We start from the raw sequence: 26,891 nt of genomic DNA on the forward strand, positions 1-26,891 counted from the left end.
CATGTCGCGCGCATTCGCTGTTGCATGCATCGTCGTCACGATGCAGACCGCGTACGCCGAAGCAACATCCATGAGCTTCGCGATTGCATCCGACGTCGTGAACAAACCTGCCGACGAAGCCACGTTGCAGCAAATGCTCGATGCCATCGGACGAGATCGCAATACCTCGTTCATCGTCTACGACGGCAATCTCAAAAGCGAAGCAGAGCCTTGCCGCGACACGCTGTACAACACGCGCCAGCAGATCTTCGACAGTTCGCGCAAACCTGTGGTCCTGCTGCCTGGCGGCAACGACTGGGCGTCGTGCAATATTTCGCAAGCGGGAAGTTATGATCCGGTCGAACGCCTGGACTTCATTCGCCAGTTATTTTTCGGCGACTCGAATTCCCTCGGCCAGACGCCGATCAGTGTGATTCGCGAAAGCGATGTCGCGCGCTTTCGTCCGTTCCGCGAAAACGTCCGATGGCAGGCGAACGGCATTGCGTTTATCGGCCTGAACGCACCCGCGCCGAACAACCACTATTCGACTGCCGGTGGACGCAACGGTGAGTTCGAGGATCGCTCGGTCGCCAACGCGTTCTGGCTCGAACACGCTGTTGAAACAGCGCGCCGTGCCGACATGCGCGCAGTCGTCGTGATCCTTCAGGGCGATCCGGACTTCGCGCGTTACGAACGACGCGACCGTTTCGCGTGGCTGCGTTTTTCGCGCGGCGACACATCACGCGATGGCTTTCTCGAACTCAAGCGCAGTCTTGTGAAAGCTGCAGAATCGTTTCGGGGTCCAATGATTGTGATCCATAATTCCGGCACGCCCATTGCCAAGGGATTTCGTATCGATCAACCCTTGCACAATGACAAGGGCGCCGTCGTGGCGAATCTGACGCGAATCGCAATTGGATTGAAGAATCCGCAATCTCAATGGCTCGAAGTCGAATCCGATCTGAACTGGCGGCCGCCCTTTCGTGTCCGTGTCCGCGATGTAACCATCCGACCGAATACCCAGGTTCAGGGGCTTGCATCCCAGGCATCGGCGCCGGCCGCGTCGTCTGTGCCGGGCGTGGAGAATGGCGCACCAGGGCCGTCATCCTTTTTCCAGCAGATGCAACCGGTGCAGCAACATCCAGCACCCGCCTCCGCGAGTGATGGCGCGGCGTCCAATAGCGCGCCTCAGATGCCGCCGTTGCTCAATTCAAATCCGCCGCCAGCTTTGCCTCCGATCCTGAGCACGCCGTCGAATGCAACAACGCCGGCAAGCGGTGCATCGAATCCTGCCACTGGACAATGAAATAAAACAAAGGCGCAGCATCCTGCCTGCGCCTCGTTCCACTTTGCATCAGTGCCCAACTCAGCACCAGCGACAGCGCCTCAGTGCAAGGTAGGACCCGCGTCCTTGCCCGGATCTTCGTCGTCTTCGTCGAGCACTTCCAGGCCATCCAGCCCGTGTGCGTGTTGATGCTCTTTTTCGTCTTCAGTGGCTTCACGCACTTCCTGCACATTCAGCGCGAAACGCAGCGCCATGCCGGCAAGCGGATGATTGCCGTCGAGCACGACCTTGTCTTCCGCGACATCGGTCACGGTATAGATCAGCGAATCGAGTTCGTCTTCGCCATCTTCCGGCGTGCCCTCGAACTGCATGCCGACTTCAAGCGGCTCGGGAAAACGCCCACGCGCCTCCACCTTCACGAGATCGGGATCGTACTCGCCGAACGCGTCTTGCGGTTCCAGCTGCAATTGCGTTTGATAGCCGGCTTCCTGACCGTCGAGTGCTTCCTCGATCTTGGGGAACGTGCCATCATAGCCGCCGTGCAGATAGACCATCGGCTCGTCGCTTTCCTCGATCAGGTTGCCATGAGCGTCAGACAGCTTATAGGCGACTGATACGACGGTGTCTTTTGCGATTTTCATTGGATTCTCCAAGATACAAGCCTTAATTATACGATGCCAGCGCGGTCCCCTAACGTTCCCTTAAGTCCCTTCGCGGTGCCGCTTCCCGACGAAACTGCAACCCTCCTTGGTGGCCTCACGCCCGCGCAATTCATGCGCCGGTACTGGCAGAAAAAGCCGTTGCTGATCCGTCAGGCGATTCCCGGCATTCAGGCGCCCCTGTCGCGCGACGAATTGTTCGAACTCGCCGACAGCGACGACGCCGAGTCGCGCTTGATCACGCATTTTCGCCAATCCTGGGCAATGGAGCACGGCCCTTTTGCGCCGGATGAATTGCCATCCGTAAAAAAGCGTGACTGGACATTACTCGTGCAAGGCGTGAACCTGCACGACGACCGCGCCCGCGAGTTGCTCGACCGATTCCGTTTCATCCCTGATGCGCGCCTCGACGACCTGATGATCTCGTACGCAACAGACGGCGGCGGCGTCGGCGCGCATTTCGATTCCTACGACGTCTTCCTGCTGCAAGTCCATGGCAAGCGCCGTTGGCGCTTCGGCGCGCAGCGCGATCTCTCGCTAAAAGAGGGGTTGCCGTTGAAAGTTTTACAGCACTTCGAAGCCGATGAGGAATGGGTGCTCGAACCCGGCGACATGCTGTACCTGCCGCCGCATATCGCGCATGACGGCGTGGCTGAAGGCGAGTGCATGACGTGTTCAATCGGCTTTCGGGCGCCATCCGCCGCCGAGCTGTCAGGGCAATTCCTGTATTACCTGGCCGAACGCATGGAGGACATCTCCGGCAGCCGCGGCAAAGGCGACCTGCGATATCGGGATCCCGCGCAGCCGGCGGTCACCAACCCTGCACAATTGCCGCCCCTTTTGATCGAGCGGGTAGGCGCGATCCTTGCGAACATTGAATGGAATGAAAAGGACGTTGCTGGTTTTCTCGGGACTTATTTGAGCGAACCAAAAGCGAATGTCGTATTTGACCCGCCGCAACGTCCTTTGAATGAAAAGCGGTTTATCGAGCGTGCGAAGCAGTCCGGATTGAAGCTCGATAAAAAAACTGTGCTGCTTTATGACAAGCACGCTTATTTTCTCAACGGTGAACGCGAATTAATGTCGCCGAAAGCCAGAAAATGGTTGCCTGAACTGGCCGATAAGCGATATCTGGAGGGGAAACGGTTTGTAACACTCTCTGGAGAATCGTCAATGACAGTGCTACTGCACGAGTGGTATTGTGCGGGCTGGATTCAAGTCGACGCGAACGCCTAGCGTTGTTTTGGTCTTGTCGTTCGCCGGGTTGTTATCGCAGGCTGATGAAATGTATGAGAAAGACAACGTATTGTCCCTGCATTTATCGACGGTCAGTACGAAAGTGCATATAATTTCCGCCCAAGCCGTAGGAAGTCTCACAACCATACATAATGTGAGTCCACAACGGCCCGGGTCGGTGTTGGAGCACACATTACCGGTACTTTGCGCTGTTGCTTACCTTTAACCATAAAAGGACGTGATCATGAAGAAATCTCTCCTCGTAGCATCCCTGTTGGCTGCTGTTGCTCTTGCTGCATGCAACAAGTCTAGCGATACGGCTGCTCCGGGCGCTGCTAGCGATACGTCGGCTGCTTCGGCACCGGCAGCTGCTGCTTCGGACGCTGCGGCTTCCGCAACGGACGCAGCATCGAGCGCTACGGCTGCTGCAAGCGACGCAGCTTCGGCTGCTGCAACGGCATCGGACGCTGCTGCTCCGGCTGCTGCTGCTTCGGGCGCGAGCCAGTAAGCATTCAGTCAGAGGCCTAGTTTCCCGCTCGTGAGCGTGTTTCATCTAGCAGGAAACGAAGCCTCCGCAGTAAGCCCACAAGGTTGATTTTGTAGGCTTACGAAAAAACCGGCCCTCGGGCCGGTTTTTTTACGTCTATTGCTTGTGAATTCGACTGTCTCGCGCGCAGATTACGCGAGACGGTCAGAGGGATAACCAGGCGAAGCCATCGGCTTGCGTCGCGACCATCACGTCGGCCGCTGTGGCGCCCAGTACGGCGGCCAGCGCCGCCTGCGCCAGCTCGGGCAAGTTGTTCTGCTGGCTCAAATGCGCGGCGACCAGATGGCGCAACTTCGATCGATCCAGCGACGCGAGAATGGCCGCCGCTGCATCGTTGTTCAGATGCCCATGCATGCCGCTGATGCGCGCCTTCAACGACGCCGGATACCGGCTGGTGGCGAGCATCTCTACGTCATGGTTGGATTCGAGCACCAGCGCGTCGCAACCACTTAACGTGCTGGTGATATGCGGTGTGGCAACGCCTACGTCCGTCAGGACGCCCAAGCGGCGTGCGCCGTCAGAAAACACGTACTGGAGGGGTTCGCGTGCGTCGTGCGGGACTGTGTAGGGCAACACATGAAGATTGCCCACAGCGACGCTCTCGTCGCCCCAGAGCACGTGAAGATCGACGGGCGCGTCGTCGGCGCCTACCGCGCGCGCCGTGCCCCAGCTCATGTGCAACGGAATGGACCATTTACGCGCCAGCGTCAGCGCGCCGCCGATGTGATCTGTATGCTCGTGCGTGATGAAAATGGCATCGAGCTGATCGGGGCGAACGTCGAGCCGCGCCAGGCGCCGCTCGACTTCCTTGGCCGAGAAACCACAGTCCAGCAGCACGCGCGTGGTGGTCGTGCCGCTCGTCGACTCGACCAGCAGTGCGTTGCCTTCACTGCCACTGCCGAGACTGGCAAAGCGCATTGGCGAGAACCTAGTTCAACTGCGCATGCAGCAACGCGACAATGCGCTGAGCATCGGTCGATGTATCGACCTGGCCGTTGGCATCGACCACGGCGATCTGCGTCAGCGCGTCGGCCTTCGGACGCACATTGACCATGAATTCGCGCGATGGCTTCGGCGTGCCGCCGCTGAACAACTTGCCAAGCAGCCCTTCCTTCTTCAGCTCGGCCATGGAATCGGAGAAACGCACGTAGTACACGCCCTTCGCGCGGTCGCGGTTATCCACGGTGAAGTTCGTGCGGTCGAGCGCCAGGCCCACACGCAACCAGGCGCGATCGAACGGCTCGGAAATGTCGAGCGTGGACGTGCCGCCCGATTGATCCAGCGCGACCGCCGGCTCGGCCGGACGTGCATCGGTCAGCAATTGCTTGGCTTGTGCGTCGGTAAGACCAAACTTTTCCATCAGCTTGGCGAGGAACGCCGCTTCGAGCGCCGGGTTGCGCGGACGCTCTTCCCATTTGGACGATGTCTTGTCCTGGCCGGTCAGCACTTCTTCCATTGCGCTGTGGCTGATCGAGATGTCCGTGGAGTTGTTCGAACCACGTTCGACCAGCGTGCGAAACTGGTCGCGTGTACCCGATGAATACGCAAAGTCGATCAGCTTGCCCACGCTCTTTCTGAACCAGTCGTCCGGAATGTTCGCGCGGTTTTCAGCCCAGTCGGTGGACATGATGCCAGTGGACGGCGCATCGGTCTTGAGCGTGAAACCATTCTCTTCCCAGAACTCCTGCAACTGCGGCCAGAGCTGGTCGGGCGAACGTCCGTCGACCACGAGCCAGCGGCGATCGCCGTCACGTTCCACGTGCATGCCGAACGGGTCTTGCGGCGTCGGCAAGCCAACCGTTGCGTTGCCTGCCGGCGTCAGCGAACGGGGCGCAGCGCCGCCGAGCGAGTTCAACTTGGGCGGTGCTGCGTAACGCTGGCTGATGTCGCCCGTGGTCAGATCCGATGGCACGGCGAGCGAAGGCGCCGTTTCAGCACCCTTGTAGTTCACACGATCCGGCGCAAGCCAGTCGTTCAACGTGTCACAACCGGCAAGCGAGATAAGCGTGCCGATTCCAAGCGACAGCACGCCCAGGCTGCGAGCGTTATTGAATAAGGCGGAACGTTTCATGAGGTCCTTCGTGATGCTGAATGCGCGTTGCCTGGAAGCTAAGCCGGGAACGGGTCGATGAACGACGGGTTGATGACACTCGCTGGCTGGCCGAACGGTAGCGCGGCCGGGATGCACTGCAAACAGGCGAATACGCGTGATCTCCAAGCGCATTCGCCTCTCGGTAAGTCAGGCCAAAAGCCCTGTTTCGCGCAACGCATCACGCACTACATCGTGATATCGCGCGTCGAGCGGCGTCAGCGGCAGGCGAATCCCGCTTTCCATGCGGCCAAGCGCGGTAAGCGCCCACTTCGCGGGAATCGGATTCGATTCGCAAAACATGTTTTTGTGCAGGGACAACAGGCTCAGATGAATCTTGCGGGCCGTGATGGCGTCGCCAGCGAGCGCCGCGCGGCAGAGTTCGCTCATGGCGCGTGGTGCGACGTTCGCGGTCACCGAGATGTTGCCGTGGCCACCGAGCAGCATCAGCGCGATGGCGGTCGGATCGTCGCCGCTGTAAATGGCGAAATGTTCAGGTGCTTCCTTGATCAGATTCGCCGCACGATCGATGTTGCCCGTTGCTTCCTTCACGCCGATGATCCCCGGCACGCTCGCCAGGCGAATCACGGTGTCGTGATTCATGTCGGCAACGGTACGGCCCGGCACGTTGTACAGGATCACGGGCAGATCAACAGATTCCGCGATCTTGCGGAAGTGCTGGTACATGCCTTCCTGCGTGGGCTTGTTGTAGTAAGGAACCACTTGCAACGTAGCGTCTGCGCCGACTTCTTTCGCGGCGCGCGCCAGTTCGACGGCTTCCGATGTGGAATTGCCGCCCGCGCCTGCGATGATCGGGAAGCGCTTCGCCGTATGTTCGACGGCGGTTTTCACCATCAGCACGTGCTCTTCCACGGAGAGCGTTGCCGATTCACCGCTGGTGCCGACGACCACGAGCCCGTTCGAGCCCTCTTCGACGTGCCAGTCGATCAGTTTTCGAAACGCCGGCAGATCGAGACTACCGTCCTCGTGCATCGGGGTGACGATGGCAGGAATGCTGCCGCGGATCTGGATGCCGCCGTGTGTTCCGTTTGTCATGAAACGCTATGGAAATTGGTCGGAAACTGCGATTGTAGCGGATTAGCCCTGCAGAACGTAACGATCCGGGGTTGCGGCATTGTTACGGTCCGTAAGGCCTGAAGACAGCGGAGCCGGCTCGGCTACAGCGCAAATGCGCTGCACGCAGGATGCACGCGGCACGCTAATAAAACCATCCTGATAAGCGATGACTCGCAAGCGCGGGCGAACCGCGTCGAGCAGTTCGCCGGTATTGAGCAAGAACGCCGGATTCGACGGCTTGCCAAACTGCGCGTTGCCCGCCGCGAAGGTTTCGTAAATCAGCACGCCACCCGGCGCGAGGGCGCGAAAAAGAAAGGGAAACAGCGGCCGGTGAAGGTAATTCGTCACCACCACGGCGGCGAACTTTTCGTCATCGCGCAACGGCCACGCCGCATTTTCCAGATCGGCGCAGCGCGTGCTCACCTGCTGCAGAGCAGCGAGATTGGCGAGCGCCGTTTCATCGCGATCCAGCGCCAGAACGTCATGTCCCCGCGACGCAAAATAGCGCGAATGACGGCCGTTGCCGGCAGCGACGTCGAGCACCGCGCCGCCTTTTTCCACCAGATGCGACCATTGCTCGATCCACTCGCTGGCGGTCGTCGGTGGCGTGTGCGGCGCGGAAGTCGACATCACCCGGTGCTTCAGTTGTAGGAGAGGCCCATGGCGTCGCGAACTTCGCGCATGGTTTCAACGGCGAACTTGCGCGCCTTGTCGCAACCGTCCGCGACGATGGCGCGCAGCAGCGAAGGATCGTCCATGTACTTTTGCGCGCGCTCGAGCATGGGCTGCTGCTCGCGCAAGATTCCTTCGATCACCGGCTGCTTGCATTCGAGGCAACCGATTCCCGCGGTGCGGCAACCCTTTTGCACCCACTCGTGCGTGGCTTCGTCGGTGTAGACCTGATGCAGCTGCCATACCGGGCATTTGTCCGGATCGCCCGGATCGGTGCGGCGAACGCGCGCCGGATCGGTCGGCATGGTGCGCACTTTCTTGGTAATGCTTTCGGCGTCTTCGCGCAAGCCGATGGTGTTGCCATACGACTTCGACATCTTGGCGCCATCGAGGCCGGGCATGCGCGACGCTTCGGTCAGCAGCACTTGCGGCTCGACCAAGATGATCTTGCGCGCGCCTTCCAGATAACCGAAAAGGCGCTCGCGATCGTTCATGGACAAGCTCTGCGATTCCTGCAACATCGCGCGCGCTTGTTCGAGCGCTTCGTCGTCACCCTCTTGCTGATACGCGACGCGCAACTCGTGATAAAGCTTCGAGCGCTTGCCACCGAGTTTCTTGGCGGCATCGAGCGCCTTCTCTTCGAAATCCGCCTCACGTCCATAAAGATAGTTGAAGCGCCGCGCGATTTCACGCGTCATCTCGACGTGCGGCACCTGGTCTTCGCCCACCGGCACGAGCGACGCGCGATACAACAAAATGTCCGCGGCCATCAGCACCGGATAACCGAGAAAACCGTACGTGGTCAGATCCTTTTCCTTCAGCTTCTCGATCTGCTCTTTATAGGTCGGCACGCGTTCAAGCCAGCCGAGCGGCGTCCCCATGCCGAGCAAGAGCGCGAGCTCGGCATGTTCAGGCACGCGGCTCTGGATGAAAAGCGTGGCCTGCGCCGGATCGATGCCGGACGCGAGCCAGTCGATCAGCACTTCCCATACGTTCTTCTCGATCACCTCGGGCGTTTCATAGTGCGTCGTCAGTGCGTGCCAGTCGACGACCGCGAAAAAGCACGGGTATTCGGACTGCAGCCGCACCCAGTTCTTGAGCACGCCGTGATAGTGGCCTAGATGCAGCGAGCCGGTAGGCCGCATGCCAGAGAAGATACGGTCAGGGAACATGGTTTTATTGGAAAAGCGAAGCAAGGGGATTCAAGACGGCCGACACCGCGACGTACCCGGCGCTCACCAGCGGTCCGAGCCAGAAACGCGTCAGGGTGCCGGTCATGACCAGCGCCATCACGATGAAAAATCCGTACGGCTCGAGCCGCGACAACATGATCGATGCGCGCACCGGCAGCAACGCCATCAGCACACGGCCGCCGTCGAGCGGCGGCAAGGGAAACAGGTTGAGCACGCCGAGCACGAGATTCACGCCCACGCCGGCCGCGGCCATGCGCGTCAAAAACGGTTCGTTGACGTTGAACGCTGCGAGCAGCACGGCAATCACGCCCCAGATCAACGCCTGCGCGAAGTTGCTGGCCGGGCCGGCTGCCGCGACCCACAGGCTGCCCCAGCGAGGATTGCGCAGATTGCCGAACGCAACCGGAACCGGTTTTGCGTACCCGAACATGAACGCGCCGCTCGTGACGAAATACAGCACCAATGGAATCGCCAGCGTGCCGATAGGATCGATGTGCCGCATCGGGTTGAGCGAAACGCGCCCGAGCACGTAAGCCGTGTTGTCGCCCAGTAGGCGGGCTGCGTAGCCATGCGCGGCCTCGTGCAGCGTGATCGCGAAGATCACGGGGAGCGCGTAGACCGCGATGGTTTGTATCAGGGAGGAATCCATAGCTCGCTATTGTATCAAGCAGTTGTGGCGCCACTCATGGCGGGTGATTGCGAGCGTTCGCGGGCTTTTGCGCAATGTCCTCTGCACTCGTGCCCGCGCTTCGTTCTATTGTGTCATCGCGGAAAATCAGGCGATGGAAATGTTGCTGGACGATGTCATGAAGCGCTGTCATCAAGCGCTGTCAGCGGTGAGCCCGAACGGCTCCAGGCTGCCGAGCCCCGGACGCACGAGAACCGGTTCCTCGCCCGTCAGGTCGATCACGGTCGAGGGTTCCATCGGGCACGCGCCGGCATCGATTACGAGATCGATCTGTTTTTCCAGCTTTTCGCGGATTTCTTCGGCGTCGTTGAGCGGATGCGTGTCGCCCGGCATGATCAACGTCGAGCCGAGCAGCGGCTGGCCGAGCGCCTCGAGTAGCGCCAGCGTGATTGCGTGATTCGGCACGCGCAGGCCGATTGTCTTGCGCGACGGATGCGAAAGGCGCCGCGGGACTTCCTTCGTCGCCTGCAGCACGAACACGTAGGGCCCCGGCGTGACGGATTTGATCAGACGATAGTTCCGGTTATCGACGATCGCAAAGTTCGATAGCTCCGATAAATCCCGTACCAGCAGCGAAAGCAGTTGTTTCTCGTCGAGCCCGCGAATGCGGCGGATGCGCTCGACGGCGTCCTTGTCATCGAGATGACAAGCCAGTGCGTAACTCGAATCGGTCGGCAACGCGACGATGCCGCCATCGTTGATGATCTGCACCGCCTGATTGATCAGTCGCGGCTGCGGATTATCCGGGTGAATGCGAAAGAACTGAGACATGACCGGAGGACTTGAAAAGTTGCCCGACGCGTAGTGGGTCGGTTTGCCCGAGGCTTCCAATGCGAACTCGGCAGAATACCCGCAAATGAACGCCATTGCGCGACAAACGGCGCCGCGTGCGCCAGGTTTTCCGCAAGGATCATGCGAGACGCGGCGCGCTGGCTCAGCGCAGGCATTCCCAGACAGGCTTGAGGTCGGCAGGAAGCGGCGGCAACTGGCCAAGGTCGATGCGCCCCTCGCCCGCCGCATGGAAATCCGAACCGCGCGACGCGTAAAAGCCATAACGGCGTGCGACGTCCGCATATTCGCGATATTGATCCGGCGTGTGGCTGCCCGTCACCACTTCGATGGCGCGGCCGCCAAGCTGGATGAATTCGTCGAAGAGCGCGGCGAATTCGACCTGCGAAAAGTCGTAGCGCCCCGGGTGCGCAATCACCGCCTCGCCGCCTGCAGCCTTGATCCACTTCATGGCGTCGGAAAGTTTCGACCATCGATGGCCGACAAAACCTGGCTTTCCGTCCCCGAGATATTTGGAGAACACGTCCGATGTGGACTCCGCATAGCCTTTCTCGACCAGAAAACGCGCGAAATGGGTGCGCGAAATCATTGCCGGATCGTTCACGTAGGTCAGTGCGCCTTCATAGGCGCCCGGAATGCCGATTCCGGCGAGTGCTTGCCCGATGGCCTCACCACGGGCTCTCCGGCCGCTGCGCGTCTCTGCAAGGCCATCAATCAGTTCCTTGCATTCCGCATCCACGTTGAGTCCAACGACGTGTACCGTGCGGCCCGCCCACGTAACCGAAATTTCGACACCGCCAACGTAGTCCATGCCAAGCGCCCGGGCCGCCTCGCGTGCCTCGCGCTGCCCCCCGATCTGGTCGTGATCGGTCAGCGACCACAACGTTACGCCGCCTGCGTGGGCACGCGCAGCGACCTCGGCCGGAGCGAGTTGGCCATCGGAAACGGTGGAGTGGCAATGCAGGTCGGCGTTCATCGTCGGAACTTTAGAGTCATCAACCCATTCTACTGCAACGCGTCAAAGCGGTTCAGCCGCAAAACGCCTCGATCAGCGCTGCAACACGCTCCGGTTGATCGTGGTGCAGCATGTGGCTTGCGTTATCGATGAATTCCTCGCGCCAGTCCGGGAAAGCGGTGAAACGCTGCTTGAATTCATCGATGGGAACGTCAGCCGCAATCGCAGCCAAAGTCGGCGACCCGAGCGCTTCGACATGCAAAACCTTGGCCTGGACCTTCGACCAGATGGCCATAATCTCTTCCAGCCGATACAAAACAGGTCCACGAAGTTTGTGGGCGGGATCGGCCAGAAGGTGGAAACGGCCTTCTTCATCCGGCTTCGCCCAGTGTTCGGCCAGAAACCGCGCCTTCGCGAGCGGCAAGCGCGGGTTGGTGCGAATCAGGCGCTGGGCGACGTCGTCGAGCGTGGCGTAGGTGTTGAGCGTGGGCGGCATGCGCAGATCGTCCAGCCATTGCGCAAGACGTGCCGGCGCCCGGGCGGCTTGTGTCGCGGCCATCCCGAATCCCTCCAGATCGACCACGCGACGCACGCGCTCCGGCCGCACGCCCGCGTACAGGCAAACGACGTTCGCCCCCATGCTGTGGCCGACCAGGTTCACCCGCTCGCGAGGCGGCGCGTAGTGGTCGATCAGGGCATCGAGATCGGCGAGATAGTCCTGAAACCAGTAGTGGCCACTCTTGCCCTCGGCCACCGGCCAGTCCGAAAGACCGAAACCGCGTGCATCGGGCGCGACGACCTGCCAATCACCGGCAAGTGCATCGACGACAAACTGGAACGACGCGGAAACGTCCATCCAGCCGTGCACCATGAAGAGCATGGGCGCATTGGGCGAGCCCCAGCGGCGTACATGCAGGCGCGTGCCGCGCGTCGTGAGGAATTCGGATGTGGGCGTTTTCATTGCGAAGCCTGGGCGGCGTCTAGGCCTGCGAGCGCGCGCAATTCGGCTTCGTCGAAACCTGCATCGCGGCGCGCTTCGAAATTGAATGGTCCGCGCAACTTCGGCGCGTGATAACGCTCGGCGAGCGCTTCGTACGTGGCGTGCGGATCAGCGTTGGCCTCGTCGCACAAATGCCGGAACCAGTGATTGCCGATGAGCACGTGACCGATTTCATCGTGGAGAATCACGTCCAGAATCGCCGCCGATGCATGGTCACCCGCCTGCGCCAGACGCCGGCGGATCGGCGGCGCTGCATCCAGGCCGCGCGCCTCCAACGTGCGCGGCACGAGCGCCATGCGCGCAAGCACGTCGCCGCGCGTGCGTTCGGCCATTTCCCAGAGGCCATCGTGGGCCGGAAAATCGCCGTATGCGTGGCCGAATTCCGCCAGCCTCGCGCTCAGCATTGAAAAATGCTTTGCTTCTTCAGCCGCTACCCTGAACCAGTCGCTGTAAAAAGCCGCGGGCATCGATGGAAACCGCCAGACGGCGTCGAGCGCCAGATTAATGGCGTTGAATTCGATGTGCGCAAGCGCGTGCAACAGCACTGCGCGACCGGCATCGGACTGCATGCTGCGCCGTTTCAACGCCGACGGCGCGACCAGCTCCGGCGCGGCCGGTCGCCCAGGGAGATCGAGCGGATCGGCGATCTCGGCGGTGGAGCCGAGCGTGATGTCCATGGCCAGCATGCGGTCGAAAAAACGCTGCGTGGCATGGGCCTTGGCCGATGGATCGCGTTCTCGCAGCAGCGCGAGCGCAGCGTGCCGGACGCTGGCTGAACTAGATAACGAGCTGGACAAATGGAGCTGATCGGACATGATTCTCAAGTGTTTTGAAGTGCATCTGCGTTGCGTGCGGGGACTGGACCATCCAGCCCTCTGCGTTCCGGGCGCACGGCGGTTCGCTGCAACCGGCTAAAATAGCGCTTTTGCCCCGCCGATTATTGATTTTATTGGCATGAAGCAGGCCGGGGCCGCAGTCTATGGCTTGAACCGGGCAGTCCTCGATCGCTTGCACCCCGTTTTCGATCGATTGTACTGTCCGCCGCGGCACCAGGCCCGCCGCCCAACCTTGCGTCCAGCCCCAGGAGACACAGTGGCAATCTACAAACTCGGCGATGCCGCCCCGACCATCCACGAAAGCGTATTTGTCGCCGATACGGCGACCATCATCGGCCGCGTGACGCTCGAAGAGGATTCCAGCGTCTGGTTCGGCGCATCGCTGCGCGCGGACAACGAACCGATCGTGCTCGGCCACGGCAGCAACATCCAGGAAGGCGCCGTGCTCCACACGGACCCAGGATTTCCGCTGACCATTGAGGCGAACGTGACGGTCGGCCATCAAGCGATGCTGCACGGCTGCACGATCAAGGATGGCGCGCTCATCGGAATTCAGGCCGTGGTCTTGAATGGCGCGGTAATTGGCCGCAATTGTCTTGTTGGTGCAGGCGCCGTGGTCACCGAAGGCAAGATTTTCCCCGACAACACCCTGATCCTCGGCGCACCCGCAAAAGCCGTGCGTGAACTGACGGAAGCGGATATTGCAAAGATCCAGGCAGGCACACGTGGTTACGTGGAACGCCGCGAATATTACAAAGCGCAGCTCGTACGGATCGGCTGAAAGCCGCTTCGGACGCGTCGCGTCATCGATTAAAGGACCCCAGCGTGGTTAACGATCAGCTGCAAAAATTCATGTTCAACGCGGCGCCCGTGCGCGGCGAGATCGTCTCGTTGCGCGATACGTGGCAGGAAGTGCTGACGCGGCGCTCCTATCCGGCGCCCGTTCGCAACGTGCTTGGCGAAATGATGGCCGCGTGCGCGCTGCTTTCGGCGAATCTCAAGTTCGATGGCACGTTGATCATGCAGATCTACGGCGACGGACCGGTCACGATGCTCGTCGTGCAATGCAATTCCGACCTGTCATTGCGCGCGACGGCGAAGCTCGCCGAGTCGATAAAAGGCGCGAGCGAAACGGCCGTCGCGATCACCGACGACATGACCCTCCCCGATCTGCTCAACCGCAATGGCCAGGGCCGTTGCGTGATCACGCTCGATCCGCGCGACAAGCAGCCGGGCCAGCAGGCATACCAGGGCATCGTGCCGCTGAGCGGTGAGCATGGGCCGCTCGCGTCGATGGCCGAAGTGCTGGAACACTATATGCATCACTCCGAGCAGCTCGACACGCGCATGTGGCTCGCGGCGAATACCGAACGCGCGGTCGGCATGCTGCTGCAAAAGCTTCCGGGCGATGGGGGCATCGTCCCGCATCCGGGCGAGCACGACGCCGATACCTGGCAGCGCGTGTGCCACCTCGGCGGCACGCTGTCGAACGAGGAGTTGCTGAAGGAGGAGCCGGAAACGGTGTTCAAGCGACTTTTCTGGCAGGAAAACGTGCAGCATTTCGAACCGGCTCAGGCGCGGTTCGAATGCACGTGCTCACGAGAGAAAGTGGGCGGCATGCTGAAAATGCTGGGTCGTGAAGAGGTGGATAGCGTGATCGAAGAACGTGGCAGCGTGGAAGTGCATTGCGAGTTCTGCAATCAGCGTTACGAATTCGATCCCGTGGACGTGGCACAGCTTTTTGTCGCGGGAGAAATCTCGCAAGGCGTCAGCCCGGCGCCGGATCAGCGGCATTGATCGACGTCTCGCGAGCAGATTTCCGTGGTCTGTAACAAGACGTCGCGGTATAGCGCTTCGGTGCTCCCCGGCGTGGCATCATCCCTGTCCGATTAGTAGCCCGGCCCGCTGGAGGTCGACATGAAACCCTTTGGATGTTTACCGAAGAAACTGGCCGTCGCGGTATGCGGCGCAACGCTGCTCACGCTCGGTGGGTGCATGATGGATCCGCCGGGACCGTCACCGGTTTATAGCCGTTTGCCCGCCGCGCAGAATCAGGCGGCTCAGCCGCTCTCGACGGAAGAGCAACAACGCTACAACCAGATCGACCGGCAGGTGCTCGCCGAGCAGCAACAAGCGATGGCAGCAGAGGCAGCGGCCCAGGCATACTCACAGTACTATCGACCGCCTGTAACGGTGTACGGCGGATATTCAAGCGGCGGATGGGGTAACAGATGGGGAACGGGTATTGGTGTCGGCTACCCGGGGTATTACTGGTAGCCTGAACGGTTGATCCCCGTGCCGCATTGTAAAAAAGCCGTTCAACTCGTGTTGAACGGCTTTTTCTATTCTTTTGATCGATTCAGGCCTATGTCTCAGCCACCCGCCTTCTTCTTCGCGGCGTCCTGCTTTTCTTTGGTCGCCTGGCGCTCGAACGCACGGCGCTCTTCCTTTGATTTCGACACCGGATTAGGAACCACACGCAACGGCGCAGCGGATACCTGCCCTCGCGTGGACGCGCTCGATTGCGCATTTACCGAGTTAGCCGGCGCGGCGGAATTCGGCGAGACAAACTGCACGAATACCTCGCTGTCCTTCATCATGCCCATTTCGTAGCGTGCGCGTTCTTCGACCGCCGCCGTGCCGCCCTGCAAATCTGCAACCTCGCCCTGCACGCGTTCATTGCGCAGCTTCAAGTCCGCATTTTTCTTCGTTTGATTGACCAGTTGCTGCTGCAGTTCGTGAACACGCAGCCAGCCACCGTGCCCCCACCACAGCGGATACTGGATCATCGCCAGCAGCAGGATCAGGACAAAGGTGACAATCCGCATTTAAGAGGCGAGAGAAAAACGCTGAAACTTCAACTTGTATTTCGGCGCCGCCCCGGGTTCGCTGGAACACGGGGCGGCGGACTGAATCAATCGGCTACATCGAACTAACGTCCGTTTGGACGAAAGCTTTAGCTTCAACGCAAATTGTAGAAGGCCGACTTGCCCGGATAGCTGGCGATATCGCCGAGATCTTCTTCAATGCGCAGCAACTGGTTGTACTTCGAAATCCGGTCGCTACGCGACAACGAACCCGTCTTGATCTGACCGGCATTCAGGCCGACCGCAATGTCTGCAATCGTCGAATCTTCCGTTTCGCCCGAACGATGCGAGATAACGGCAGTGTAACCCGCGCGCTTCGCCATTTCGATTGCTGCAAAAGTTTCTGTCAGCGTACCGATCTGGTTGATCTTGATCAGGATCGAATTGGCAATGCCCTTTTCGATGCCTTCCTTCAGAATGCGCGTGTTCGTGACGAACAAGTCGTCGCCCACGAGTTGGATCTTCTTGCCGAGTTTGTCGGTGAGGATCTTCCAGCCGTCCCAGTCGCCTTCGTGCATGCCGTCTTCAATCGACACGATCGGGAATTTGTCGGCGAGCGTAGCGAGATAATCGGCGAATTCAGTCGACGACAACTGCAGGCCTTCGCCCGCGAGTTGATATTTGCCATCGTGATAAAACTCGCTCGCGGCGCAGTCCAGTGCCAGCAGAACGTCTTCACCTGCGCGATAACCCGCCTTTTCGATTGCCTGAACGATGGTCGACAGGCACTCGTCGTTGCTGCCGAAGTTCGGAGCAAATCCACCTTCGTCGCCCACGGCCGTGCTCATGCCGCGGTCGCTCAGGATCTTCTTGAGCGCGTGAAACACTTCCGCGCCGCAACGCAACGCTTCGCGGAACGTCGGCTGGCTGACCGGCACGATCATGAATTCCTGGATGTCCAGGCTGTTGTTCGCGTGCGCGCCGCCGTTCACGATGTTCATCATGGGAACCGGCAACTGCATGGCGCCCGATCCGCCGAAATAACGGTACAGCGGCAAGCCGGCTTCTTCGGCCGCGGCTTTCGCCACCGCCATGGAAACGGCCAGCATGGCGTTGGCGCCAAGGCGCGACTTGTTGTCGGTGCCGTCGAGTTCGAGCAGGGTCTTGTCCAAAAACGCCTGTTCCGATGCATCGAGGCCCATGATGGCTTCGGAGATTTCGGTATTGATGTGCTCGACTGCCTTCAGCACGCCCTTGCCGCCGTAGCGGCCGGCTTCGCCGTCGCGCAGTTCGATTGCTTCGCGCGATCCGGTCGATGCGCCCGACGGCACCGCAGCGCGGCCCATCGTGCCCGATTCCAGCAAAACGTCGCATTCGACGGTGGGGTTGCCGCGCGAGTCGAGAATCTCGCGACCGATGATATCTACGATGGCACTCATGGTTTCCTCAAGAAATGACGATGAATCAGGTCTGACAGCAGTTCGGGTTTGAAGATCTTGCGCGGGCTTGAGCGAGAGGCCTATACGCCTTCCACGACCATCATGTGCATCTCGGCTGCGCCGTCTCGCACGCTTCGCGCCGCTTCATACCCGGCTGAGTTGTACCACTTGACTGCGGTCTCGTAGTCGTCGAATTCGATCACGACACCGCGCGGGAGCAACGAGCCTTCGAGGGTTTCGCTTTTACCGCCGCGAGCGAGATAGCGGCCGCCAAATGCTTCGATTGCCGCGGCTGCCAGCGGCCGGTACGCCGCATATTTCTCCGGGTCCGTGACGTTGGCGTTCACGATTACATAGCCTTTTGCCATTTCCCTCTCCTCCCGATGCGACACGGGCGCCACGCCTGACTACTCAAGCGCGGCGCCCGGGCCTTGTTCTTTTAGCTGAAATCGTTCTCGAGAAACGGACCGCTTTTCACGGCCCGATCCAGCGCAACGAGCGTTTCCAGCAGCGCTTCCATTCTGTGCAGCGGCACGGCGTTCGGGCCATCGGACTTGGCGTTCGCCGGGTCCGGATGTGTTTCCATGAAGAGACCGGAAACGCCCGTGGCGACTGCCGCGCGCGCCAGCACCGGTACGAATTCGCGCTGACCGCCGGAACTCGCGCCCTGCCCGCCCGGCAACTGCACGGAATGCGTGGCGTCGAAAACGACCGGCGCGTTGGTTTCCCGCATGATCGCAAGCGAGCGCATATCGGAAACCAGGTTGTTATAACCAAACGACACACCGCGTTCGCAGGCCATGAAACGGTCGTCGGACAAACCAGCTTCGCGCGCGGCGTCGCGGGCTTTGTCGATGACATTCTTCATGTCGTGCGGCGCGAGAAACTGGCCCTTCTTGATGTTGACCGGTTTGCCCGAGCGCGCGCATGCGTGAATGAAGTCGGTCTGGCGGCACAGGAACGCCGGCGTTTGCAGCACGTCGACCACCGATGCCACCGCTTCAATCTCATGTTCCGAGTGAACGTCGGTGAGAACGGGCAGGCCGAGTTGCTTCTTGACTTCGCCAAGAATCCGCAGGCCTTCGTCCATGCCCAGACCCCGGAACGACTTGCCGGAACTGCGATTGGCCTTGTCGTACGACGATTTATAGATGAACGGCACGCCGACCTTGGCGCAGATTTCCTTCAGCCGGCCGGCAACGTCGATCGTCATTTGCTCGGACTCGACCACGCACGTGCCCGCAATCAGGAAGAACGGCTGGTCGAGACCGACCTCGAAATCACACAGCTTCATGCTTGCGCTCCGACAGAAACTGCAACGGCTGGCGCCGGATCGCTGGCGGCAGCATGACCGTTTGCGCCAAGCGCCTGATGATGCGCCCGCGCCGCTTCAACGAACTCCTTGAAGAGCGGATGACCATCGCGCGGCGACGACGTGAACTCCGGGTGAAACTGCACACCGACAAACCACGGGTGCATGGATTCCGGCAGCTCCATCATTTCCGGCAAGTCTTCACTCGGCGTACGCGCGCTGATCACGAGGCCGCCCGCTTCGAGTTGCGGCACGAAGCGGTTATTCACTTCGTAACGATGCCGATGGCGCTCGTTCACATCCGTCCCGTAGATACGAGCCGCCATCGTGCCCGGCTTGATCGGACATTTTTGTGAACCGAGGCGCATGGTGCCGCCAAGATCCGACTCTTCCGTACGCTTTTCTACGCGGCCGGCGCGGTCATACCATTCGGTGATGAGCGCCACGACCGGGTTCGTGGTCGATGTATCGAATTCCGTGCTGTTTGCGTCCGACAGGCCGGCCACGTCGCGCGCGAATTCGATCACGGCGAGTTGCATGCCGAGACAGATGCCGAGGTACGGCGTCTTCGATTCGCGTGCGTAGCGGATTGCCTTGATCTTGCCTTCGGTGCCGCGTGCGCCGAAACCACCCGGCACCAGTACAGCGTCGAGATGTTTCAATGCGTCCACGCCGTCGGTATCGATCTGTTCGGAATCGATGTATTCGATGTTGACCTTCGTCGACGTGTGAATAGACGCGTGTTTCAGCGCCTCGATCAGCGACTTGTACGACTCGGTCAGTTCCACATACTTGCCGACCATGCCGATGGTGACTTCACTCTGCGGATTCTCGAGCTTCTGCACGAGGCCCGCCCACATGGTCAGGTCAGCGGGTTTTGCTTCGAGCTTGAGTTCTTCGCAGATGATGTTGTCGAGGCCCTGGTCGTGCAGCATCTGCGGAATCTTGTAGATGCTGTCCACGTCCCACACCGAGATGACCGCGTCTTCCGGCACATTCGAGAAAAGCGAAATCTTCTGGCATTCGTCCAAAGGAATCGGACGATCCGCGCGGCACAGCAACACGTGCGGCGAGATACCGATCTCGCGCAGCTTCTGCACGCTGTGCTGCGTGGGTTTGGTCTTGAGCTCACCCGCCGTGGCGATATACGGCACGAGCGTCAAGTGCACGAAGCAAGCGCTGTTGCGCCCCAAGCGCAGGCTCATCTGGCGAGCGGCTTCCAGGAACGGCAACGATTCGATATCGCCCACCGTCCCGCCAATTTCTACGATAGCCACATCCGGCTCGCCACACGTGGCGGCAGCCGCGCCGCGCTGCAGGAACGCCTGAATTTCGTTGGTGATATGCGGAATGACCTGAACGGTCTTGCCGAGATACTCGCCCCGGCGTTCCTTGCGGATCACCGACTCATAGATCTGGCCCGTCGTGAAGTTGTTGGCCTTGCGCATCTTCGTGCTGATGAAGCGCTCGTAATGGCCGAGGTCGAGGTCCGTTTCCGCTCCGTCTTCCGTCACGAACACTTCCCCGTGCTGAAACGGGCTCATCGTGCCGGGGTCGACATTGATGTAGGGATCGAGCTTGAGGAGGGTGACTTTCAGACCGCGCGATTCGAGGATCGCGGCGAGGGAAGCGGCGGCAATACCCTTGCCGAGGGAAGACACTACGCCGCCGGTGACGAATACATATTTGGTCATCGCTAGGTGCTCGCGGGAAAAACGGATTATACCCGAAAGGCGCCTCGGAACCCAGAGCCGGGAGGCCCGATTTGCATTGCGCGACGCATATTTACGCGTGAATTAAATGTGGTCACGGCGCAGAACGTTAAGCACGCGTTGCAATGCGCGCGCGGTTTCCACGGGACGCTCCATTGGGAACAGATGACTGCCTTCTATCCACTCAAGATGCTCACCCACGATCCGCCGCGTCATATCGAGCCCCACTTGCCTTACCTCGCGCGAATGCGTCCCCGCGATAAACCCGACCGGCACCGGCACGCCGTGCGCAACCCGGGCGCCCAACGTCCGCGGCAGGGTCTTGTAGATGCGAAACTCCACTTCGCGGTCAAACGCGAGTTTGCGCGGACTGCCCGATGAGGCGGAAACCTCCTTGTCGGGCGGAATACCAAAGTCGATGTAATCGGACAACATCCGCTCGTCCCAGCGTGCAAACGCGCTTTTTGCGTGAAAGTGCCGCCACGCATCATCGCGGCTCGGCCAGTGCGTGCGGCGGTTCTTCGTGGCGGCGGCGGGCGACAAGCGGGTGTCGAGCCCGGTCCATTGGGAGATCCGCAGCAAATGGCTGCGCCAGCCCGCAATCACGGGCGAATCCAGCATCACGACGCCCTTCACCCAGTGCGGCCGCTTGAGCGCCGCCATCAACGACAGATACCCGCCCAGCGAATGCCCGACGAGCCAGACTTTTGCGTCGTGAGGACGGGTCGAGTCGATGTCTTCGAGCAGTTCGTCCACGAGGTGCGGCCAGTCGCGCGTGACCGGCAAGCGCGGATTGTGGCCGAAGCGTTCGACCGCGCGAATCTCGTAGTCGTCGGCGAGTTCGGCGAAGATCGTCCGGTAGGTCGACGCCGGAAACCCGTTCGCGTGCGAAAAATGCAGGATGTCTTTCAAGCGTCGTGTCCTCTTTCGTTTCTCTTCTTGTATTACCGGCCCATCCAGTAGCGTGCGTGCGTTTGCCGGAACCGTTCGATGGAAACATCCGCCGATACCTCCATGCGCGCGGCGCCGTCTTCGTCGCTGCGAGACAACTCGATATGACGCAGCCGGTACCGCTCGAACACCGTCGGATTCGGATGGTTGAAACGGTTGCGGTAGCCTACCTGAAATACGGCCACGCGCGGCTCGATGGCGTCGAGGAAAGGCTCGGTAGACGACGTCTTGCTGCCGTGATGCGGCACGATCAACACATCTGCCCGCAGCAACGCGCGATCTCGTTTCAATAACTGACGTTCGACGTCCGCTTCGATATCCGCGGCAAGCAACGCCGAGCGCCCCGCCGCGCTCGTGATCTTCAACACGCACGAGGTTGCATTTGGTTTTCCAGCAAGCGGTCCTGCTTGCGGCCATAGCACGGTGAAGACCACGCCGTCCCACAGCCATTGCTGGCCCGCGCTGCATCGCAGGGAATCGCTGCTCTGCCCGCGAGCGATCTGCCATAAAGCTTCATGAGGCCGCATCGACGCCGCGAACTGACGCACCCGGATGTTCTCCAGCACAGCGGGCGCGCCGCCGGAATGATCGGAATCTGAGTGGCTGATCATCAGGGTATCGAGCGTGGAGACGCCATGCGCGAAGAGATAGGGCACGACGAGCCGCTCGCCGGCGCGCGTGGATTCCGGGCCCGGGCCGGCATCGAAAAGCAAGGTGTGACGTGAGGTCTCCACGAGCAACGACGAACCCTGTCCAATATCCAATGCCGTGACACGGAATGCTCCATTCGGTGGCGCGTGCGACGCAGGAAACACCAGCGGCAACCATGTCAACGGCGCGGCGAAGCGCAAGGGCCAGCCGCGCGGAGCCAGGGCCCAGATCACGCCGAATACGGCAGCGGTCATTGCGAAGCCGTCGGGTTGCGGCAGACGCCACAGCGTCCACGCCGGACCGGACATGTGCGTGAGCACGTCGCACATGAGCGTCAGGAGGCCGTGAGCCGCGCGATAAGCAAGTTGATCGAATGGGGCGGGCAGCAAGACGGCGGCCAGTACCGTTGGCGTGACCAGAAAACTGATCCATGGAATTGCAAACGCGTTGGCAAGCGGACCGAGCAACGGAATCTGAAAAAACCAATACGCCGTGAGCGGCGCGAGCCCGATGGTGATGGCGTACTGCACGCGCGCACTTGCAGCGATCCGGCGGCCGATGTTGCGCGCCATACGTTTGAGCCAAGACTTCGAACGAACGGTGGACCGGCGGAGGGCATCGCCGATCCGGTCGCGCACAAGCCTGCGCGCACGCGGCAGATCATGCGGAATATCGGGAATCAGGTCCTCGTCGCGTTTCAGCTCGACCTCGTCCGCGATTCCGATCGACGCCCGCCTTCCTCTCGATGCAATCGCGAACAGGATCGCGGCCACCGCGCAAAACGACAGCCAGAATCCCGCCGCCGTGACCGCCCAAGGATCGAGCAGCAACACGAGCCCCAACGCCCACACAAGCACCAGCGAAGAAGTGGGCCTGCGCCCGCTCAAAACCGCAAGCGCGACGAAACAGAGCATCCACATCGACCGTTGCGCCGGGACATTGAACCCTGCGAGCGCGGCATAGAAGGCCGCAAACGCCGCCGCCGTGGCCGCCGACGCCTTCTGCGCCGATACGATCAATGGCAGCGGCATGCCGCCCCATCGCAGGCGTCTCCAGAACCATCCGCCGATCAATGCCGCAAGCCCCGCAACAAAGCCGATGTGCAGCCCGGAGATCGCCACCAGATGACTCGTGCCTGTCGCGCGCAACAAGGCGCAGTCAGCGTCGCTGACCACGTCTTGCGCGCCGACCGCAAGCGCGACCACGATTCCGCGATGCGGCGCGCCAGCGAGTGCGCGCAACACCCGTTCACGCAAGCGCGCACGCCAGCGGTCGATCGTCAGCGCGAAACCGTGTGCATCAGCGGGCATGCGTCGAGCCGATTCAGGCATCGATACATAACCTGTCGCGCGAATGTTGCGGGCGAGCAGCGCGGCTTCGGCATCGCGACCACGGAAATTGGCGTTCCCGTGCGGGCGTTTCAGCCGGGCGACCAAAGTCCAGCGCTGCCCGGCCCAAAGCGGCGGAGGCGGGGCCGCGGCAGGCCCGCGCTTCGATGCATCGACGGCCATCCACGACAACTGCACGACGCGCGGAAACTTGGCTATTCCTGCCTCGTTCGATTCGACTTCGAAGAGAAAACGCGTTCCGTCTTCCCCTTGCAGCGGGAGGCCACGCACAAAGCCAGTCAACTCGATATTGCGGCTCTCAAACGCCGCGGGCAACGCGTATTGCAACCGGGTTTCGGCTCGCCACGCGGCATAACCGAAGCCCACAACAAAGACAGCGCATGCCAGAGAAGCGTTGCGCCAGCGTGGCACCCAACACGCGAGCGTGCAGCAGCAGGCAAACACACACAAAAAGGCACAGATGACCAACACGCCCGGCAACGCAGCCTGCTGTTGCAGCCACACGATTCCCAGCGCAAATCCAATCAACATTCCCCGCACGTCCGCTCCTCAAAACTCGACGCGAACGCGTACTCATCGAAGAGAACCGCTTCTCTCCAATGCCTGCAATCGAACCATCAAGAGGAACTGATTATGCTGAGATAAGTGCGAGCCGTGGCAGCGCAGCGTGCGCGTTAGCCGTTGTGCCTATGGAAAGCGTTTCTTCGCTAACGCTGCGCAGTTCAGCGAGCACGCGGGCAATACCGGCGACCTGATCCGGCGCGTTACGATGTTTGTACAACCAGGAAGGCGCGATATCCGGCGCATCGGTTTCGAGCACGATTGCATCGAGCGGCAAATCGGCGGCAAGCCTGCGTATCTGCCGGGCGCGTTCGAACGTGAGATTCCCGCCAAAGCCAAGCCGCATGCCATGCGAGATGAACGCCTCGGCCTGCTGAAAACTGCCGTTGAACGCATGCGCAATGCCAATCTTCACGCCATGCACCCGCAGCCCTTTGAGCACCTTGTCCTGCGACTTACGCACGTGGCAAATGACGGGCAAATCGAAGTCGCGCGCAATCTTGAGCTGCTCGTAATAGAAAAAAGTCTGGCGGGCGTCGTCGAGGCCTGGAACGAAGTAATCCAACCCGATTTCTCCAATACCCACGAACCGCGGGTCATCCATGCTCGCCGCGATCTGCTCGCGTAACACGCGCAGGTCGTCATCCTGCGCACGCGGCGTGAAAAGCGGATGGATGCCGAGCGTATAAGCACCGCCTTCAATACGATGCGCAAGCTCTCGCACCGTATCGAAGTTCTGGCGCTCGACGCCCGGAATCACGATGCGCTTGACGCCCTCTTTCAACGCCGCAGCCGCGACGTCATCGCGGTCGGCATCGAACTCCGAAGCATCCAGATGGCAGTGCGTATCGATCCACATGATGCCTCCAGCACAACTAGACGGGTACGACCGGCTCCTCGAACAACACGCCGTCACGCAGGCGCATGATCCGGTCGCAACGCGCAGCGAGATCAGGATCATGGGTGACGATCACGAAGCTCGTTTCCAGCGTTTGCGACAACTCCAGCATCAGGTTGAACACGGTGTCCGCCGTGCCGCCGTCGAGGTTGCCGGTGGGTTCGTCGGCGAGTACGCAGGCCGGGTGCGTCACCAGCGCGCGCGCGATAGCCACACGCTGGCGCTCGCCGCCCGACAATTCACCCGGCCGATGTTTCGCGCGATGCCCGATGCCCACACGCTCCAGCATGTCCATCGCCTGCTTGCGTGCATCGGCTTCGGTCATGCGGCGAATGCGCAGCGGCATGGCGACGTTATCGAGCGCGCTGAATTCCGCCAGCAGATGATGGAACTGGTACACGAACCCGAGCGCCTTGTTGCGCAGTTCGTTGCGCTCGCGTTCGCGCAGCGCGGTGAAGGGCTTGCCAAGTAGCGAAACCTTGCCGGCGCTGGGTTCATCGAGACCGCCGAGCACGTGAAGCAAGGTGCTTTTACCCGATCCCGACGCGCCGACGATCGCCAGCTTTTCGCCGCGGCGCACCTGCAATTCGGCGTTATCCAGTACTTGCACGTTGAAGCCGCCCTGCACGAACGTCTTCGAAATCGCCGACGCTTCCAGCACGATATTGTTCGACACATCACTCATACCGCAACGCCTCCGCCGGACGGACCTTCGCGCCGCGCCAGCTCGGATAGAGCGTGGCGAGCGATGACAATACGAACGCGATCAAACCGATCCGGATCACGTCGGCGGGGACGAGTTCGGACGGCAGTTCGCTGATGAAATACACCGACGGCGGCAGGAACTGCACGCCAAAAAGATGTTCGATCCCCGGCACGAGCCACGGAATGCTCCACGCTATAAGGCATCCGAGCGTCACGCCAATGGCCGTACCGATAAACCCGATCGTCACGCCCTGGATCACGAAGATTTTCATGATGGACCCGGGCTGCGCGCCGAGCGTGCGCAGGATGGCGATATCCGCTTGCTTATCGGTCACGGTCATCACCAGCGACGAAACCAGGTTGAACGCCGCGACCGCAATGATCAACGTCAGGATGATGAACATCATGCGTTTTTCGATCTGCACGGCCGAGAACCACGTCTTGTTCTGCTGCGTCCAGTCGCGGATATAAAGGTCACCGGAAAGCGTCCGCGAAAGCTGCCGCGCGACTTCCGGCGCGCGTTGCATATCCTTGAGCTTCAGCCGCACGCCCGTTGGCGCGGGCAAGCGGAAGAGCGCTTGCGCGTCGGAGATGGAAATGAGCGCTAGCGTGGAGTCGTATTCGTAATGCCCCGACTCGAACACGCCGACGACCGTGAATTGCTTGAGCCTTGGCAACATGCCTGCCGGCGTGATGGTCCCTTCGGGCGCAACGAGCGTGATCTTGTCGCCCGTACCTACGCCAAGGTTGCTTGCAAGATCCCGTCCCAGCACGATGCCGAATCCGCCCGGCACGAGATCGGTGAGCTTGCCGCCCTTCATCTCCTTGCCGATATCGGACACTTGCGGTTCGAGCGTCGGCTCAACGCCGCGCAACGCGACGCCGCTGACAGCGCCTTGCCGCGTGAGCAGCGCTTGTGCATCCACGTAAGGGGCAGCCCCGATCACTTCCGGATTCTTGCGTGCTTGCTGCGCGGTCAATTGCCAGTTGGGCATGGACCCGGTCGGCGAAAAGATTTCGACGTGCGCGAGCACTGACAACATGCGGTCGCGGACCTCTTTCTGAAAGCCGTTCATTACCGACAGCACCACAATCAGCGCGGCCACGCCGAGCGCGATGCCGGACATCGATACCAGCGCGATGAACGAGATGAATCCGTTGCCGGTAGTGCGTTTGCCGGCGCGGGTGTAGCGCCAGCCGATCTGCCATTCATAGGGAAGTTTCAAGCGATTCCTTTCAGCGTCTAACGTTCTTCGATCAGTCCATCGCGCATTTGGAGCACGGATAAGCGTCCCGTGCGACTTGCGCCGTTTTTATAGCTGTTCCGTTCAATCCGATACGACCTGGACGCACACTCGCGCGTCCGATCAAGCGCGAAGTTTGCCACACAATGCTTAAGCGTCCCTTTAACGGCGGGGACCTTGCATAGCAAAAAACGCCCGCAAAACGCACTCCACAGGCCATTCGGCCGATTTTCCGAAGCGCAAGCGCAGGTCATACT

27 protein-coding genes are annotated in these 26,891 nt (G+C 60.8%); 6 read left to right on the forward strand and 21 right to left on the reverse strand.

Annotated features, from left to right (window positions below; translation table 11 throughout):
• The first annotated feature begins 1 nt into the window (after window position 1).
• On the forward strand, window positions 2–1,285 hold the full coding sequence (locus HB633_RS06535) for a hypothetical protein (protein WP_213777322.1): 1,284 nt from the start codon (window positions 2–4) through the stop codon (window positions 1,283–1,285).
• Between the two features lie 80 nt (window positions 1,286–1,365).
• Here the strand turns inward: HB633_RS06535 and HB633_RS06540 are convergent, their stop codons facing one another.
• Entirely contained in the window at window positions 1,366–1,905 is a 540-nt protein-coding gene (locus tag HB633_RS06540) for a peptidylprolyl isomerase (protein WP_213777323.1), read from the reverse strand.
• 132 nt (window positions 1,906–2,037) lie between these two features.
• Here HB633_RS06540 and HB633_RS06545 point away from each other — a divergent pair, with 132 nt between their 5' ends.
• Both HB633_RS06545 and HB633_RS06550 read left to right on the forward strand, forming a co-directional pair.
• Window positions 2,038–3,159, forward strand: coding sequence for a cupin domain-containing protein (locus tag HB633_RS06545; protein ID WP_213777684.1), 1,122 nt, complete (start codon window positions 2,038–2,040; stop codon window positions 3,157–3,159).
• A 244-nt stretch (window positions 3,160–3,403) separates the two neighbouring features.
• Entirely contained in the window at window positions 3,404–3,667 is a 264-nt protein-coding gene (locus tag HB633_RS06550) for a hypothetical protein (protein WP_075360448.1), read from the forward strand.
• A 183-nt stretch (window positions 3,668–3,850) separates the two neighbouring features.
• On the opposite strand, the gene HB633_RS06555 is transcribed toward HB633_RS06550, so the two are convergent.
• From HB633_RS06555 to HB633_RS06600, 10 genes are all read right to left on the reverse strand, one after another.
• On the reverse strand, window positions 3,851–4,624 hold the full coding sequence (locus HB633_RS06555; protein WP_213777324.1) for an MBL fold metallo-hydrolase: 774 nt from the start codon (window positions 4,622–4,624) through the stop codon (window positions 3,851–3,853).
• A 10-nt stretch (window positions 4,625–4,634) separates the two neighbouring features.
• Window positions 4,635–5,777, reverse strand: a complete 1,143-nt coding sequence (gene bamC / locus HB633_RS06560) for an outer membrane protein assembly factor BamC (RefSeq protein ID WP_213777325.1) — start codon at window positions 5,775–5,777, stop codon at window positions 4,635–4,637.
• A gap of 168 nt (window positions 5,778–5,945) precedes the next feature.
• On the reverse strand, window positions 5,946–6,851 hold the full coding sequence (gene dapA / locus HB633_RS06565) for a 4-hydroxy-tetrahydrodipicolinate synthase (RefSeq protein WP_213777326.1): 906 nt from the start codon (window positions 6,849–6,851) through the stop codon (window positions 5,946–5,948).
• 42 nt (window positions 6,852–6,893) lie between these two features.
• A complete protein-coding gene (locus HB633_RS06570; RefSeq protein WP_213777327.1) occupies window positions 6,894–7,502 on the reverse strand; it encodes a class I SAM-dependent methyltransferase in 609 nt (202 codons plus the stop codon).
• An 11-nt stretch (window positions 7,503–7,513) separates the two neighbouring features.
• Window positions 7,514–8,716: a tryptophan--tRNA ligase gene (locus tag HB633_RS06575; protein ID WP_213777328.1), complete on the reverse strand. Its 1,203-nt coding sequence runs from the start codon at window positions 8,714–8,716 to the stop codon at window positions 7,514–7,516.
• Between the two features lie 4 nt (window positions 8,717–8,720).
• Entirely contained in the window at window positions 8,721–9,386 is a 666-nt protein-coding gene (locus HB633_RS06580; protein ID WP_061999079.1) for a site-2 protease family protein, read from the reverse strand.
• Between the two features lie 171 nt (window positions 9,387–9,557).
• A complete protein-coding gene (locus tag HB633_RS06585) occupies window positions 9,558–10,196 on the reverse strand; it encodes an L-threonylcarbamoyladenylate synthase (protein WP_213777329.1) in 639 nt (212 codons plus the stop codon).
• 163 nt (window positions 10,197–10,359) lie between these two features.
• A complete protein-coding gene (locus tag HB633_RS06590; RefSeq protein ID WP_213777330.1) occupies window positions 10,360–11,190 on the reverse strand; it encodes a 3',5'-nucleoside bisphosphate phosphatase in 831 nt (276 codons plus the stop codon).
• Window positions 11,191–11,242: 52 nt separating this feature from the next.
• The gene (locus HB633_RS06595) at window positions 11,243–12,130 is read right to left on the reverse strand and encodes an alpha/beta hydrolase (protein ID WP_213777331.1); all 888 of its coding nucleotides are present in this window, start codon (window positions 12,128–12,130) and stop codon (window positions 11,243–11,245) included.
• Complete coding sequence (locus tag HB633_RS06600; RefSeq protein WP_213777332.1) at window positions 12,127–12,984, reverse strand: ferritin-like domain-containing protein; 858 nt, start codon at window positions 12,982–12,984, stop codon at window positions 12,127–12,129. Before HB633_RS06600 ends, HB633_RS06595 begins: the two co-directional genes overlap by 4 nt.
• Before the next feature lie 277 nt (window positions 12,985–13,261).
• Between HB633_RS06600 and HB633_RS06605 the strand changes: the two genes are divergently transcribed.
• The 3 genes from HB633_RS06605 (at window position 13,262) to HB633_RS06615 (ending at window position 15,282) form a co-directional block, all read left to right on the forward strand.
• A complete protein-coding gene (locus HB633_RS06605) occupies window positions 13,262–13,786 on the forward strand; it encodes a gamma carbonic anhydrase family protein (protein WP_213777333.1) in 525 nt (174 codons plus the stop codon).
• Window positions 13,787–13,830: 44 nt separating this feature from the next.
• Window positions 13,831–14,802 carry an Hsp33 family molecular chaperone HslO gene (gene hslO, locus HB633_RS06610; protein ID WP_346730278.1) on the forward strand — a complete coding sequence of 324 codons (972 nt, stop codon included), beginning with the start codon at window positions 13,831–13,833 and terminating at the stop codon, window positions 14,800–14,802.
• Window positions 14,803–14,922: 120 nt separating this feature from the next.
• The gene (locus HB633_RS06615; protein WP_213777334.1) at window positions 14,923–15,282 is read left to right on the forward strand and encodes a hypothetical protein; all 360 of its coding nucleotides are present in this window, start codon (window positions 14,923–14,925) and stop codon (window positions 15,280–15,282) included.
• A gap of 95 nt (window positions 15,283–15,377) precedes the next feature.
• Here HB633_RS06615 and ftsB read toward each other — a convergent pair whose 3' ends face one another.
• From ftsB to HB633_RS06665, 10 genes are all read right to left on the reverse strand, one after another.
• Window positions 15,378–15,833, reverse strand: a complete 456-nt coding sequence (gene ftsB, locus HB633_RS06620) for a cell division protein FtsB (protein WP_213777335.1) — start codon at window positions 15,831–15,833, stop codon at window positions 15,378–15,380.
• A gap of 134 nt (window positions 15,834–15,967) precedes the next feature.
• Entirely contained in the window at window positions 15,968–17,251 is a 1,284-nt protein-coding gene (eno, locus tag HB633_RS06625; protein WP_213777336.1) for a phosphopyruvate hydratase, read from the reverse strand.
• Between the two features lie 80 nt (window positions 17,252–17,331).
• A complete protein-coding gene (locus HB633_RS06630) occupies window positions 17,332–17,619 on the reverse strand; it encodes a DUF1330 domain-containing protein (protein ID WP_213777337.1) in 288 nt (95 codons plus the stop codon).
• Between the two features lie 71 nt (window positions 17,620–17,690).
• Window positions 17,691–18,545, reverse strand: coding sequence for a 3-deoxy-8-phosphooctulonate synthase (kdsA, locus tag HB633_RS06635; protein ID WP_213777338.1), 855 nt, complete (start codon window positions 18,543–18,545; stop codon window positions 17,691–17,693).
• Window positions 18,542–20,257, reverse strand: coding sequence for a CTP synthase (locus HB633_RS06640; RefSeq protein ID WP_255580787.1), 1,716 nt, complete (start codon window positions 20,255–20,257; stop codon window positions 18,542–18,544). Before HB633_RS06640 ends, kdsA begins: the two co-directional genes overlap by 4 nt.
• A gap of 102 nt (window positions 20,258–20,359) precedes the next feature.
• The gene (locus tag HB633_RS06645) at window positions 20,360–21,187 is read right to left on the reverse strand and encodes an alpha/beta hydrolase (RefSeq protein WP_213777339.1); all 828 of its coding nucleotides are present in this window, start codon (window positions 21,185–21,187) and stop codon (window positions 20,360–20,362) included.
• Window positions 21,188–21,219: 32 nt separating this feature from the next.
• On the reverse strand, window positions 21,220–23,757 hold the full coding sequence (locus HB633_RS06650) for a DNA internalization-related competence protein ComEC/Rec2 (protein WP_213777340.1): 2,538 nt from the start codon (window positions 23,755–23,757) through the stop codon (window positions 21,220–21,222).
• A gap of 100 nt (window positions 23,758–23,857) precedes the next feature.
• Entirely contained in the window at window positions 23,858–24,646 is a 789-nt protein-coding gene (locus HB633_RS06655; protein WP_213777341.1) for a TatD family hydrolase, read from the reverse strand.
• Window positions 24,647–24,662: 16 nt separating this feature from the next.
• Window positions 24,663–25,370 carry a lipoprotein-releasing ABC transporter ATP-binding protein LolD gene (lolD, locus tag HB633_RS06660; RefSeq protein WP_056352513.1) on the reverse strand — a complete coding sequence of 236 codons (708 nt, stop codon included), beginning with the start codon at window positions 25,368–25,370 and terminating at the stop codon, window positions 24,663–24,665.
• Window positions 25,363–26,616, reverse strand: a complete 1,254-nt coding sequence (locus HB633_RS06665) for a lipoprotein-releasing ABC transporter permease subunit (protein WP_056352511.1) — start codon at window positions 26,614–26,616, stop codon at window positions 25,363–25,365. The genes lolD and HB633_RS06665 overlap by 8 nt, the downstream gene beginning before the upstream one ends.
• Window positions 26,617–26,891 lie beyond the last annotated feature (275 nt).

Origin of the sequence: Caballeronia sp. dw_276, from assembly GCF_018449635.1 — a bacterium.
Lineage (GTDB): Bacteria > Pseudomonadota > Gammaproteobacteria > Burkholderiales > Burkholderiaceae > Caballeronia.